Origin of the sequence: Sorangium sp. So ce119 (genome assembly GCF_051524405.1) — a bacterium.
GTDB lineage: Bacteria > Myxococcota_A > Polyangia > Polyangiales > Polyangiaceae > Sorangium > Sorangium cellulosum_G.
Genome location: NZ_CP150311.1, coordinates 657,517 through 670,420, shown reverse-complemented (window position 1 = coordinate 670,420; position 12,904 = coordinate 657,517). Strand labels below are relative to the sequence as shown.

General features: G+C 68.7%; 10 protein-coding genes and 2 pseudogenes. 5 read left to right on the top strand and 7 right to left on the bottom strand.

The window, feature by feature from the left end; all coding sequences use genetic code 11:
• Positions 1-3: 3 nt before the first annotated feature.
• Positions 4-1,872, bottom strand: coding sequence for an SMI1/KNR4 family protein (locus WME76_RS46880; protein ID WP_437962715.1), 1,869 nt, complete (start codon positions 1,870-1,872; stop codon positions 4-6).
• A gap of 295 nt (positions 1,873-2,167) precedes the next feature.
• Here WME76_RS46880 and WME76_RS46875 point away from each other — a divergent pair, with 295 nt between their 5' ends.
• From WME76_RS46875 to WME76_RS46865, 3 genes are all read left to right on the top strand, one after another.
• Positions 2,168-2,485: a hypothetical protein gene (locus WME76_RS46875; protein ID WP_437962714.1), complete on the top strand. Its 318-nt coding sequence runs from the start codon at positions 2,168-2,170 to the stop codon at positions 2,483-2,485.
• Positions 2,486-2,576: 91 nt separating this feature from the next.
• A complete protein-coding gene (locus tag WME76_RS46870) occupies positions 2,577-3,545 on the top strand; it encodes a LysR family transcriptional regulator (protein ID WP_437962713.1) in 969 nt (322 codons plus the stop codon).
• A gap of 14 nt (positions 3,546-3,559) precedes the next feature.
• Positions 3,560-4,189, top strand: coding sequence for a class I SAM-dependent methyltransferase (locus WME76_RS46865; RefSeq protein WP_437962712.1), 630 nt, complete (start codon positions 3,560-3,562; stop codon positions 4,187-4,189).
• Between the two features lie 779 nt (positions 4,190-4,968).
• On the opposite strand, the gene WME76_RS46860 is transcribed toward WME76_RS46865, so the two are convergent.
• On the bottom strand, positions 4,969-5,808 hold the full coding sequence (locus WME76_RS46860) for a hypothetical protein (protein ID WP_437962711.1): 840 nt from the start codon (positions 5,806-5,808) through the stop codon (positions 4,969-4,971).
• A 580-nt stretch (positions 5,809-6,388) separates the two neighbouring features.
• Between WME76_RS46860 and WME76_RS46855 the strand changes: the two genes are divergently transcribed.
• Positions 6,389-8,008, top strand: a complete 1,620-nt coding sequence (locus WME76_RS46855) for a trypsin-like peptidase domain-containing protein (RefSeq protein ID WP_437962710.1) — start codon at positions 6,389-6,391, stop codon at positions 8,006-8,008.
• A gap of 254 nt (positions 8,009-8,262) precedes the next feature.
• Here WME76_RS46855 and WME76_RS46850 read toward each other — a convergent pair.
• The 4 genes and pseudogenes from WME76_RS46850 to WME76_RS46835 all read right to left on the bottom strand — a co-directional run.
• Positions 8,263-8,883 (bottom strand): annotated as a pseudogene (locus WME76_RS46850) (aldo/keto reductase); the annotation flags it as partial.
• A 241-nt stretch (positions 8,884-9,124) separates the two neighbouring features.
• Positions 9,125-9,256: pseudogene (locus WME76_RS46845) on the bottom strand (short-chain dehydrogenase); the annotation flags it as partial.
• 222 nt (positions 9,257-9,478) lie between these two features.
• Entirely contained in the window at positions 9,479-10,306 is an 828-nt protein-coding gene (locus WME76_RS46840; protein ID WP_437962709.1) for a transposase, read from the bottom strand.
• 277 nt (positions 10,307-10,583) lie between these two features.
• Positions 10,584-10,733: a hypothetical protein gene (locus tag WME76_RS46835; RefSeq protein WP_436616914.1), complete on the bottom strand. Its 150-nt coding sequence runs from the start codon at positions 10,731-10,733 to the stop codon at positions 10,584-10,586.
• Positions 10,734-11,431: 698 nt separating this feature from the next.
• On the opposite strand from WME76_RS46835, the gene WME76_RS46830 reads away from it, so the two are divergent.
• On the top strand, positions 11,432-12,070 hold the full coding sequence (locus tag WME76_RS46830) for a hypothetical protein (RefSeq protein WP_437962708.1): 639 nt from the start codon (positions 11,432-11,434) through the stop codon (positions 12,068-12,070).
• A gap of 20 nt (positions 12,071-12,090) precedes the next feature.
• On the opposite strand, the gene WME76_RS46825 is transcribed toward WME76_RS46830, so the two are convergent.
• Positions 12,091-12,876: a TIR domain-containing protein gene (locus WME76_RS46825; protein ID WP_437962707.1), complete on the bottom strand. Its 786-nt coding sequence runs from the start codon at positions 12,874-12,876 to the stop codon at positions 12,091-12,093.
• Between the last annotated feature and the right edge of the window lie 28 nt (positions 12,877-12,904).

Here is a 12,904-nt window from a genome sequence, read left to right as displayed (position 1 = left end):
ATTTCACCTGCGCGCGCCGGGGTTCGCCTGCGCCGCCTGCGCGAGCACCGCGCCGACGCTCGTCGCCGGCGTGACGCCGACGGCGCGGCAGAGCGCATCGCTCTGTCGAAAGTAGAGGACACCCCCGCCCAGATCGTCGGCGACGCGGTCGCGGTAGTTGCGCCACACCCGAGCATCGTCGCCGTCGAATCCAAACCCCGTGGTCCCGAGGACCATCACCGAGATGAACGACCTGAGGTCCGCCGCCAGGAGGACCGCTTTCTTGTCGCGCACTCCGACGATCCGGCACCCGTCGCTGAGGGGGGCGTCGGCGCGGACGAACCCGATCTCGACGGGCGTGTAACCCCGGAGAGAAACATCGCGGACGCGCAAGAACAGCCGCACCTGCCCCCACGGCGTGTCGATCGACGCTCGGGAGGCGGAGCTCAGGAGGGCGGTCACGGACGATCCGTCCCAGGGCAGCGAGGCCATGAGCGCGCGGGTGACAGGCCCCTGCTCGCCGCCCGCGTGGTCGGCCCTCGCCTCGAGCTCTGCCTCCTTGCGATCCACCCGCGGCGCCTCGCCCGGGAGGAGTGAGCCGAGGGATTCGTCCGGCGCACGGCGGAGCCCGGTGCCATCGACGTCCCGCTCCAGTTCACGCCTCAAGACGCCTGTGATCTCGGGCGAGAGCGCGGCCAACGGCGTGGTGAACGAGAGCTCGACGCGACGGCCGTCGACCACCGCCCGTGTGAAGCGCTCCATGTCGGCGTTGGCGTCGCCGTCCTTGCGGTCCCGCCCATTGCAGACGGCGGCGAGGAACAGCAAATCCGCGAGCGGCTTGTCGGACTCCACGATATGGCGAGCTCGGATCAGGCCCGCTCCATTCACACCGACGCGCAACGGGAGGCTCGGGGAGCTCGAGAACATCGACGCACGGGCGGACAGCAGGATCTCGCTGCCCTCCCGTGCGAGCGGAGGGGCGCCTTTTCTCGGCTTGGCCACCCACGTGAGCACGTCCGCTACTTCGTCCAGCGTCGGGGAGGCGGGAGGCGCCGGCAGCGGCAGATCGGCGTCGTGGGCCAGCGCGAAGAGAAGGCGCTTCGGCTCGAGTCCCCGGGCCGGAAGGCGGCCCCGGTACCGGTTGCGATCGCCCTGTGCAACACCGCGCACGAAATGGGCTCGGGCGTTCCATTCATTCATCGCCTCGAGGCTCCTGGGCACCGGCTCGGTCCAGAAGACGAACACGCCTGGAGCCTCGCCGTCGTACTCGCGGCCGTCGCCGAAGCGGATCTGGATGAGCACGCCGTCTCGCGGACGCCGGATCACGATCTCGTCGGCGCTCTCGGCCGTCGGCACGACGAGCTCGTCCGGTAGCAGGGCTCGCAGCGCGCCCAGGTAGCCCTGCCTGAAGCGCCGGAGCTCCCTCGCCTTCAGCAAGGGTTTGATGTGACCTTCGAGCTGCTCGCTGACATAGGCATCGAAGGTCCGAGGGTCCTCCTCCACGGAGCCGCGACGGAACGTCTGCGTGCTGCCGTCCGCCGCGAACACAGCGCAGTCGTCCGGGAGCTCGAACATGGAATAGAAAGGGGCGACGGTCCGTGCATCCCGGCCCCACTGCGCGAATTCCGGCTGGAGCGTCTGGGTGGCGGCCACGAGGTCGAGCTCGTCGCCCGGAGCGTGCCCGTAGACGTACAGAGAGGCGAGCTCGCCGTCCTCGTCTTCCACCTTGAGGGCCCCGAACTCGCGCAAGAAAGCCATGTAGTCAGCAGGAAATGCGCATCCGACAGCGGCCTGCAGGGCGGCCACCTGCTCGTCGTTGGCGGGGACACCGGTGCGCACCAGGAACCCCGCCTCGCGCGCCGACTCGACCGCTCGGCTTATCTTCGAAGGCATGAGACGTGACTATCCCAGGCGACGGTCCGTCGCAAGCGTCTCGCCGCCGGCGAGCACCCAGGCGGTTGTCCTGGCCAACTGTGCGCCGGCGGAGCGAGGTGGGGAAGGCCCTGGAGGCACTGTGTATGACTGGCACCGGAGCGTGGACCGCCGGGCGAATCGTCATGGCTGAGCGGCCGCTCACGGAGAGAGCACAGATGCCACAAGACGCAATGAACAGTCCTCGCGCCGCCGATCGGAATTCTGCTTCCATCATGCACAACCAGGAAGCGACGGAGACGATCGCGCCATCATCATGGCGGTGGGGGCTCGCGGCTTCGTCTTCATGGGCGACGTATCCGCCTACGAGGTCACGGGTGTTGACGAGGGCGACACGGTCGAGGTGCGCCGCGTCCCCTGGTGGGACTTCGCCACCGTGATCGATTCCGACAGCATCCCCAATGTCACCGGCTACATCGCCCTGCCGCTCCTGGGGTTCATCGCGCTGATCTACTGGGCGCGCCGGTACACCACGCGCCCCTGGTACGAGAAGGAGAAGCTCATCGAGCGGGTGATCGGCAAGCTGGCCGAGAGCATGGGGGCCGCGCAGGAAGGCCCGCACAATCCCCGGTAGGGGCGCCGTCAGCGCACGTTGAGCGCGCCTTATCTCTAGAGCACGGACGATGAGGCAGCCCTGAGGGCTGTCGCGCGCACGCGCGAGGGGTATGCTGGCGGGCATCGTGGACTGGGATGACGTGCGCCATTTTCTCGCGCTCGCGCGAACGGGCTCCGTTCGCGCGGCGGGCTCGATGCTGGGCGTGAGCCACTCGACCGTGGCGCGGCGGGTCGAGGCCCTCGAGACGCGGCTCGGCGTGAAGCTGTTCGACCGGCACCGCGATGGGTACCTGCTGACGGACGCGGGCAGCGAGATGGTCTCGGGGGCGGAGCGCGTCGAGCGGGAGATGGCCGCGCTGGAGCGCGGCCTCGCCGGGCAAGACGCGCGGCTCGAGGGGCCCGTGCGGGTGACCTGCACCGACCCCTTCATCGCGAAGATCCTCCTCCGCGCCCTGGCCGGCCTCTGCGAGCAGCATCCCGGCATCGAGCTCGAGCTGGACGCCGATGCCAAGAACCTGGATCTGTCGAAGCGCGAGGCCGACATCGCGGTGCGCGCGCTCCTTCCGAGCGCGTCCCCGCCGGAGCACCTGATCGGGCGGCGGCTCGTCCCCATCACCCTCTGCAACTACGTCGCGACCGCGCACGCTGCCCAGCTCGACCCCGAGCGCGGCGCGCGCCCGGCGCGCTGGCTCGGATCCAACCTGCGCAAGATCGCCGAGGAGCTCGTCGCGTCGTCGAGCTATCCCGAGGTTCCGATCTGGGGCACGTTCGAGTCGATGGCGATCATGATGGAGGCCGCACACGCGGGCCTCGGCTTCGTGATGCTACCCACCTACGCCGGCGATCCGGAGCCAGGGCTCCAGCGCCTCGCGAAGCCGGACCTGCGCTACCTCGCCGACTTCTGGCTCCTCAGCCACCGCGACCTCCGGGACAACGCGCGCCTACGGGCCGCGCGCGAGGGCATCACCGCGGCGATGACAGAGCGCGCAGCGCTGTTCCGCGGCGAGGGCGAGGGGTGGCGCGAAACTGCGCCCTTGCGTCACGAACTTGCACCGGGCGCAGACGCGCCGCGTGCATAGAATCGTCGACCACGATGAGCACCGACGCCAAGTTCTGGGACGGCATCGCCGAGAAGTACGCCGCCAAGCCGGTGGGGAACGTCACGGCCTTCGAGCGCAAGAAGGCCATCACCCGCGAGCACGTGCGCGCGGGCTCGACAGTCCTCGAGATCGGCTGCGGCACCGGCTCGCTCGCCCTGGAGATGTCGCCGTTCGCCGGCCACATCCACGCGATGGACCTCTCGTCCGAGATGATCCGCATCGCCAACCAGAAGAAGCAGGTCCAAGGCGCGACCAACGTCACCTTTCGCCAGGGCACGCTCGACGGACGTGCTCCGTATGAGCCCGAGCACTTCGACAGCGCCTGGGCCTACTCCATCCTCCACCTCGTCCCCGATCGGGGGCGCACCCTCAAGACAATCTTCGACCTCCTCAAGCCCGGTGGCTCGTTCATCTCGTCCAACGTCTGCCTCGGCAGCACCTGGGTACCTTACGGCGCGATCATCACGGTACTGCGCTGGTTCGGGAAGGCGCCGGTCGTCCATGTCTACGATCGCGAGACGATCCTCCGCGAGATGCGCGACGTAGGATTCGTCGAGATCGAGGAGAGGGAGGTCGGTGCTGGGGGGATGGTTGCGTTCGTCGTGGCGAAGAAGCCGGGGTAGCGCGCAGCTCGCTGCGACCGAAGATCATGCGACCGGGTTGCCGGCGACACGCGCCGGCGGGCTCAACGCCGCGGCGAGGGAGGCGCACGCGGCGCGCGAGTGCGGGCCATCAACCGCGGGCGCTGCGGCGGCGGAGGGCGCTCCGTTGGGCCACACCGGAGCCGCCCTCCGCGGCGAGACAGGCGGAAACTATCAAAATCGCTGCTGTTTCCGGCGACCGCTCGCAATCGACCGGTTTCTCTGGCGGGACTGTTCTGCGGCGCTGAACCGTCGCGATCCGTCGCATCCCCGAGGATTTGAGGCCCCTCCACGCGCCCCCGACCCCCGGAAAGGCGGCGACTGCCGCCGGAGTTAGACGGACCTACCCTGCGGCGCTGGACAGCATTGGGGCCTTGCGGCGCAGAGCCGATCCGCGAGACTTCCCGTGGGGGGAGATCACAAAAGGCGACGGGCTAGACAGACCTGGTCCGGCGGCTTCGGTTGACCAATCGACTGATAGTTAGACACGGCGGAGAGCTGCCACGGTGACCGACCCTCGACAGACTGATGAGCGTCTTCGTACCTGGCTGCAAAGTCAGCCGGAGCGCGAGCGTCTTTGCGCGGCGCTCTTACCCGCATTTGGTGAGTACCGAGACGTTCGACCACGGCGGCCGCGAGGCGGTCCTGACGGCGGGCGCGATATCGAGGCGGCTCTGGATGGCCACATGGTGTGGGGCGCCGTTGGCTTTCAGGACATGCTGATGACTCTCGTGAATCGCGTGCGCGCGCGGCGCGGAAGTTTAGGCATCCTCGAGGATCCCGCGCTGCTCGACGGCGCTGTGGGCGGGGGCGTTGCGGACGTCGACGTGGATGCCGACGCTGCGCCCCGCGGTGAGGGCGCCATCACGGACGTTGTTCCAGAACGACAACGGCGACCGGTGCGGGACATGGTAGATGCGGAGCTCGCGGGCCGCGGCGTCGCCGCGCGCGCCCCCGGAGGGGGCGTCGCTCAGCAGGACGAGGTGCACGGAGCGCCATTGCGGCGTGAGCTGCACGCTCTTGATGCCCTTCGAGGTCATCTCGACGAGCTCATGCGTGCTGGTCTGCGCGGCCACCGCGTTCAGCACCGCCTCGAGCACGCGCACCTCCTGGGCCGACCGCGCCTTGTCGTTGTAGAGCTCTCGCCGCTCCAGTGCCGCGCCGGCGCGCTCGGCCAGCGCGAGGAGCCGCGCCCAGCGCTCGCCGGAAGGCGCCTGCCCGTCCGGCAGCTCGACGGCGAGCACGCCGATCGTCTGTCCCTGCACGCGCACCGGGGTGAGGACCACGACCGCGCCCGCGGGCACGAGGTGCAGCGCCGACGCCCCCGGCAGGTGCTCGCGGTACCAGTCGGCGGCCGCCATGACCCGAGCGCTGTCCGCGGAGTCATGACTCGAGAGCGTCGCGATCACGGTGGCCGGCCCCGCGCCGCCGACGACCTCCTGCGGGCTCGCCAGCACGCCAGCGAGGCCGACAGAGGCCTTGTAGACCAGCTGCTCCCCGTCCCGGACCAGGAGGCTCCCGCGCTGCGCGGAGGGCACGGTGCCCACGGCGTCGATCACGATATGATGCAGGGTTGCGTGAAGATCGAGACCGGTGACCATGCGCCTTGCGTACCCCCACACCCCACCCCGACGACGGCGCGGCTTCACGCCAGTGGGCGTGATCGGACGGCATCTTGTCAAGGGGTGACCCAGCCGCCTCTGGGCGCCGTTCGCTTCCTCTGCGCGGCGTCCTCCGCGCAGGGCATCCACGCCGGTGATCTGCGGGGTCAGGCATCATGGGAACGTGACGTCCCTCACGTCCGGTTCCTAGCGTACCCGCGTGCCAGCGTGCCAGCGTGCCAGCGTGCCAGCGTGCCAGCGCGACAACTGGCTCCGTGAGGCCGGTCGCCACGGAACGGCGCGGCGGCTACAGCGCTTCGGCAGGCGAACTCCAGCGCAAGTTGCCTGCGCGGGCAGGCTCGCACGAGCGTCGGATCGTGACCGGCTGATCCCATGAAACCGCTGCATGTCGGTCGAGGGGTCACCGGCATGGCGGATGCTTACCAGGCGCGCGCGCTGGACGTCGACAGCATGACGGATCAAGGCGCCCAGGCGTCGGATCCGTGTGCACGCGCCGCGACCGCGCACACCGCGGGAGCGCAAGCCATTGCGCATCCTCGCGCATTGAGGAACAACGACCATGAAGATACTTGCTCATCCTCGAACCTCTCTCTCTCTCTTCCTTCCATTGACCTGCCTTGCAGCGGCGGCTGGCTGCGCCTCCCCTCTGCCCGAGGAGCCCACGGCCGTCGCGACGATGGAGAGCCAGTGCGGCTTCTGGGACCCGCAGGACGTCGAGCTCTACGACGGGACGCTCGGCGTGACCCAGGCGTTCGTGGACCAGCACGAGATGCCCGTGGGCGTCGTGCCCTCGAGGTGCAGCGGAACGCTCATCGCCCGCAACCTCTTCCTTTCAACGGGCAGTTGCTATTACCAGGTGGGCGACACGGTCTCGTTCAACTACCAGGTCGACGCCCAGACGGGGGTGACGAAGGCGGGGGATGAATTCAAGGTGATCGAGGTCGTCGAGCAGCAAGACGACGCCAACTACAATTATTCGTTGGTGCGGCTCGATCTCCCTGCGGCGGACCGCTACGGCACGGCGCGCATCTTCGACCGCGACCCGAGCGGCGGTGAGCTGCTCACGGTCATCGCGCATCCGGATGATGTGGACGGGTTCGCGAAGAGCGTCAGCACCGGATCTGAAGCCGGACTTTCCACCGTGGGTGACAATTGGTTCCAGCATCGGGCGGACACGACGTTCGTAAGCCCCGGGGCCGGCGTGCTCGACAGCGCAGGGCGGCTCATCGGAGTCAACACGGACGGCGGATGCCATCCGGTTTTTCCATTCGGTTCCAATTCAGCATTGAAGATGACCGCGTTGCTCGATCACTCGACGACGCTCCAGAACCTCGGCAGCGATGGCATCTGGTTCTCCAACGGGGACAACACGTTTACCAAGAATAGCCTCACCGTGAGGGGCCATTTCATTCCGTTCACCGGCGACTTCGACGGCGATGGTGATGACGACGTCTTCTGGTACGGGCGAGGCAGCGGCGCCGATTTTATCTGGTGGTCCACCGGCGGAGCCTTTACCGAGCAGAGCGTCACGGTCGGTGGCCTGCATGTCCCGTTCGTCGGCAACTTCGACGGCCAGCACGGAGATGACATCTTCTGGTACGGCCCCGAGGAGAAGGCCGACTATATCTGGTGGTCCGACGGCGACCAGACGTTCACATCGGAGTCGAAGACCGTCTCCGGCGACTACATCCCCGTCGCCGGTGATTTCGATGGTGACGACGACGACGACATCTTCTGGTACGGAAGGAAAGGTCGCGCGGATGGGATCTGGTGGTCCAACGGCGGGAGCTTCACGATGGTCTCTGACACGGTCAGCGGGGACTACTTCCCGATGGCCGGCGACTTCGACGACGATGGCGACGACGACATCTTCTGGTACGCGCCCGGGAGCGCCAGCAGCGGCCTCTGGTGGTCGAACGGCACGTTCTTCAACAAGGTGAGCGTGTCCGTGGGCGGCTACTACATGCCGTTCGTCGGCAACTTCGACGGCCAGCACGGCGACGACATCTTCTGGTACGCGCCCGGGAGCGTCGCCGACGGCATCTGGTCGTCCAACGGGACCGGCTGGTTCTCCTGGAGTGCGCACACGGTGAGCGGCCAGTATCACGGCGTGAGCGGAGATTTCAACAACGATGGGGACAGCGACATCATCTGGTACGGTGGCCCAGCGAAGAATTGATCTGGCATCGTGCCGTGCGCCTGCGGCGAGCCACCGGCCGCGCCTGGCGCGATGCTCCACGGAGAGCGAGCTCCTCCAGCACGGCGGCTAACGCTGCTGCCGAGCACGGCTGATGTGGAGATGCGGCGCCGTGAGCGGCCCTCACCCGGCGCAAGCCGCGCGCCGGCGCGGACTGGAAGCCGCGCGAGGGCGGGGGCTCAGCGCGGCGAGTCGCCGCGGCGGTACTCCGCGGTCACGTCGTCGAGCCGGGAGCCGAGGCCCTCCTCCTGCGCGAGCGGGAGCAGCTCGCGCTCGATCTCGCGGAACAAGAGCGCATAACGCGGCTGCACGGACACGAACCGCGTGAGCCCGCGCACGTCGGCGCGGCCGAGCGCGCGCGCCAGGCGATAGGCCAGGTAGTTGGATACGCCGATGTACCGCGCCTTACCGGAGCGCACCACCGTGTCGAGCGCCTCCAGCGTCTCGTCGATCGGCGTGTCGCGATCGTCGGAGTGGAGCTGATAGAGATCCACGTAATCGGTGCCGAGGCGGCGCAGCGAGGCGTCGATGGCGTCCAGGATGTGCTTGCGCGAGGCGCCCTGATCTCATTCGCTCGGGCCGACGCGGCCGACGCACTTGGTGGCGAGGATGAAGCGGTCGCGCTTGCCCTTGAGCCAGCGGCCGACGATCTCCTCGGTGCGCCCCGCGGTCGGCGGGCCGCCGCCCAGCGGATAGACATCGGCGGTATCGAGGAAGTTGACGCCGGCGGAGGCGGCCTTGTCGAGGATGGCGCGGGAGGTCTCCTCGTCCGTCTGGAAACCGAACGTCATCGTGCCCAGGCACAGGCGAGAAACGGTGAGGCCGGTACGGCCGAGGCGGGTGGTCGGGATGCTCATGGTCTTCCGTGGGTTCTTCGGGGGCTGGCCCGTACAGTTTCAGACAGGGCGGCTCGGAGCGTCAATCGGGCACGCCGAGCGGGGTGAAGCGGTGTGAAGATGAGAGAGATCGGCCGCAGAGGCACAGAGGGAGAGACGGAGAGGGAGAGAAAGATCCCCGTGCTCTCCGTGGCTCTGTGGTCGATCTGGCAAGGGGCCGCGCCGCTCGGCGCGCGAGCCCGTGGCCGGCCGAGCGGGCGAATCAGTAATAGATCGGCCCGACGCTGCCACCGCCGGCGACGACGGCGTCGCCGTTGATCGCGACGCTCCTCGGCGAGGCGAGGAACGTGACGACCCACGCGACCTCGCGCGCGTCGACGATGCGGCCGATGCTCAGCGCGTAGGTAAAAGAAGCCGGATCGCAGCGCGAAGAAGTGTAGCGCAGCAAGCCGAAAGGGTGGGACCGCGAGCTTCGTGATGGCTCGGTCCTGGGTCGAAAGAGCGTGGTCCGGGCGGCGCCGAGCGCGCTACGGGGCGCATCGGCGTGCCGTGGGCACACGTGTCCGTCCGGGCGTTGGTCTGGCCCGGGAGGCGCGTCGCGAGACGCTATGCGGCGTCACCGGGCGCCTTGCGGCGCAGAACGGTGCTCTTCAACGCTCGGGGCTCCGGGTCGCCTGCGGCGCCCTGCGCCCCGAACCCCCAGTACGGCGGGCGCAACGTGGGCGTTGGGAGAGCGTGCTGGGACGTCGGTCGGCTCGCCGAGCGCGGAGAGGAAGCGGGCGATGTTCCTTGGCTCGGTCACCATGGCGACGAGCTTCATCCGCCCCTTGCAAGCTGGGCACTCGAGGACGTCGATCGCAAATGTGCGGCGCAAGAGCTCGGCGCGGTTTGTCGACCGCCCGATAGCCGCCACGCTTGCGTTTCGAAGCGGCGTCTTCGTCCGCCTTCGTAGGCTCTTGTGGCTCCGCAGGGCGCGGTCCGATGCGCTTGCGCGCCAACGTGGGCGACTTGCCGAGGCGAGCACGCCCGCGTACTTGACGGTGTGAAAGCGCGGCGGCGGGACGCTGGCGGCGAGCCGGCACAGCAGCGAGAGCGGATCCATGTCCACCGCGACAGTCCCGTCAGCGAAGGCGCGCTTGAGCGAGAGCCGCACCAGGCCGTCCTGCTGCGGCTGGACGCGCTCCTTTGCGATCGGGGGTCGCAGCACGTAACGCAGCAGCGCCTCCCTCGCCGCGGCATGGTGCGCACCGGCGCGCGTCGCTGCGTGCAAGGTGAAGCCATCGAGCGCAGCGCACAGCGGCTTGTCGTACGCGAGCGCGCTCGGAGAAGACGGCGACAGCCCGCGGAGCCATTGCGGGGCGACGACGTGTGGCGCGGCTCTCGTCCTGAGACGGCGGGGTGCGCGTGCCGCCTCCGCGCCAGCATGCAGGAGCCGCTTCGCCACTCGTTTTCCCACCGCTCCCCGTGGCGTCCGCAGTTCCGCCATGGCGTCGCCATGCAGCAACGCGGCGAGAGGGTCGTCGCCTGCGCACGCCGCCGCGCTTGCCTCCCGGCACAGGCCTGCTGCTTGCCGGCATCACTTTCCGGATGCCTCCGGGGCGCTTCGGCACGCAACCGCCGCGTGCGGGCGATCCCAGGTGAGCCTGCGGGCACTGGCGAGCGGCAAGGCTCCGGCAGCGAGTCGACGCGAGCGGCGGGCTCGACGTTCGGCCCAAGCTTGCTCACCCCTCCGGTGCCACCGGCAGCCCGAGCAGCTGACCGATCGCCTCGTGCACGACCCGGGCTGCCTCCTCATCGCCGAGGGCGACGGCACGGCTCAGGGTGCCGGCGAGCGACGCAACCACGGCGGCCCGAGGCGACGGCTCGACCATCGCGAGCTCTCCGGACCCGAGTCCCCTCGGTTGGGCCGGGGTTGGGTCCATGCCGTTCGAGGGTCTGCGATCGGTCGTCGCTCCCCCTCGAAACCCCGCAAGAAGTGACGGATCGCGACGGTTCGCCCCCGTGGCGGAATCCTGGCGGGACTCTTCCGCGGGGGCGAACCGTCGCGATCCGTCGGATCCTCCGGGGTTACGGGAGCGCGTGACGACGGATCGCACCCCCTCGAGAGGCATGGGCCCAGCCCGGGCCCAATCGCCGAGCCCTGGGCCCGGAGAGCTCGCGACGGTCGATCCCGCGCCTCGAGCCGCCGTGATTGCGTCGCTCGCCGCCACCCTGAGCCGAGCCGTCGCCCTCGGGGACGCGGAGGCAGCCCGGGTCGTGCACGAGGCGATCGGTCAGCTGCTCGGGCTGCCGGTGGCACCGGAGGGGTGAGCAAGCTTGGGCCGAACGTCGAGCCCGCCGCTCGCGTCGACTCGCTGCCGGAGCCTTGCCGCTCGCCAGTGCCCGCAGGCACTACTGGGACCGCCCGCGCGCGGTGGTTGCGTGCCGAAGCGCCCCGGAGGCATCCGGAAAGTGATGCCGGCAAGCAGCAGGCCTGTGCCGGGAGGCAAGCGCGGCGGTACTTATGCGGCTGCAGGAGGGGACCTGTGTGATTCTATCGAGCATCCGGCTCGAGCCCGACGGTCGCCCAGTGAGTAACATCGCCCCGCCCCCGGCCGCCCCCGGCTGGTCCCCCTGGCGCCTGCTCTTCGGCCTGCTCGGCATCCGCCGGCGCCTGCGGCGCTACCTCCTCGCCGGCCTGGAGCGGCGGCGCCGCCCCGCGCCACCCCCGCCCCGCGGCCTCGGCGAACGCCTCTGGGGCTGGGCGGCCATCGCGGCGCACCTCGGCGTCTCCACCCCCACGGCGCAGACCTGGGCGGCGCTGCGGGTCGATCCGCTCCCGGTCCGTCGCCGGCGCGGCACCACGCTCCGCTGGGCCTGGTCGGGCTACCTCGACGACTGGCAGGACCGCCGCCGCGGCATCGGCGAGCGCCTCGAGGGCTGGGAGGCCATCTGCGCGCGCCTCGAGGGCCGCGACCCCACGACGGCCCGCCGGCTCGCCCGGGACGCCGACGACCCGCTACCGGTCCAAGGCGTCGGCACCGGACGGCCATGGGCCTTCGCGACGGCGATCCGCGACTGGGTCCACCGCGCCGACGAGCCCCTGCGTGCCGCACGTTCGGCCCCCGCCGCCCCGGCTCGCGCGGAGGTCGACGCCACCGATGGGCGCCAGCGCCGCGAGGTCGGCATCGCCGTTATCGACGACCAGGCGCGCGCGCTGCTGATGTGACGCCGGCGCGGCTCCCTCGCCTATCTGAACTCACGACGTATCGTTGCTAGAACATCTCCAAAGGTCTCTCTGATGTTACCTTTGGAGTACCTGATTTGCTGAACACCGTCGAGATTCGAGAAAACCTCGACACTGTCTTCCACCAGAACTATCGCCCTACTGAAGCCGAGCCGACCCTGGAAAAGGCCGGTCTCGTGAACGACGTTCTGTCGAGCTCTGAACGTGCCATCCGCTGTCTCGTCTTCTGCGGTGAGCACGAGAAGAGCAAACGAAGCCTCTTGAACCATCTCTTCAAGAATGTCCCTTATGACGTGGCCCGCTCTGGCCCCGGTCTCATAGGCCCTCACCTTAATGCCGTGCTTGTCGACGAGATGATCTTTCAGGTCCCGCCACTGTCCACTGCGGCCATGTCCAACAAAAACAACGAGCTCCGGGTCCAGTTCCTCGGATTTGTATGTGTGAGCAGTTGCCAGACCTCGCTCGAACACATCGAAAACCTGCTCGATCTGCGGTCTAGCATCAGCGGTCACCTCTACCAGCGAAGACGAACCGCCGACTACCTGAACAATGAGCTCGCATCGCTCACACCTGATAACCAGACGTGAGTCCCAGGAGTACCGCCGGTAGTCAGCAAAAAACTCGTCCAGGTTATCGTACGACCACTCAGACCCATCATCATGAGTGATTATGTGCGAGTCTAAGCTCACAATGTCTTTGGATTTGGCCGGTCCGCCACCGCGCTCTATGGCCGTATGGATGGTGTCCGCGGAGAACCGCACAAGTCGATAGCGCTTGCTTTTTCTCATGATCCCTTGGTCGCGTTCGGTAGCGAGT